Below are 569 nucleotides of genomic sequence, written 5' to 3' on the forward strand. Positions count from 1 at the left end.
AGAGGATAACCATTTATTAGATGGTGTTGATAATGATTCTAGGTTTAATGAATCCCGAAATTTTACCCGAGGGGATATTGGTTTTGGAATTAATTATTTTTCAGATCGTTTTTTTGCAGGATTCTCGATACCATCATTTTCAAAAATCAAGGTTAAATATGATGAGAATATTAAATTAGATAGTGACAGAGTAATGTATTTCTATACCGGGTATCTATTAGATCTTACAGGAGATTTAAAATTTAAACCTTTGCTATTATTAAAGAAAGGCAATTTTGATGTTCAGGCTGAAGCGCAAGCTAATTTTTTGATACATGATCTTTTCTGGGTAGGAGCAGGCTGGCGTCAAGATGAATCCATATTGTTTTTAACACAATTTCAATTAACCCCAGGATTAAAATTTAGTTATTCTTATGATTATGCTCAAATAGGAAAATTAAAATCTGCTAATTCAGGCTCACATGAATTTGCATTGACTTATCGATTTAATAATAGAGAAAAAATTGTAAGACCATCATACTTTTAAAAACCATACAAAAATGAAAAGAAAATACATATTATTTTTATCC

At 29.3% G+C, this 569-nt stretch carries 1 protein-coding gene; it reads left to right on the forward strand.

Annotated elements, in window-relative coordinates; translation table 11 throughout:
• Nucleotides 1–526: PorP/SprF family type IX secretion system membrane protein (locus IUY40_RS19235; RefSeq protein WP_195738461.1), on the forward strand; the 526-nt coding region annotated here is incomplete at its 5' end.
• Nucleotides 527–569: the final 43 nt, after the last annotated feature.

This window comes from Flavobacterium sp. ALJ2, from assembly GCF_015594725.1.
Taxonomy (GTDB): Bacteria; Bacteroidota; Bacteroidia; order Flavobacteriales; family Flavobacteriaceae; genus Flavobacterium.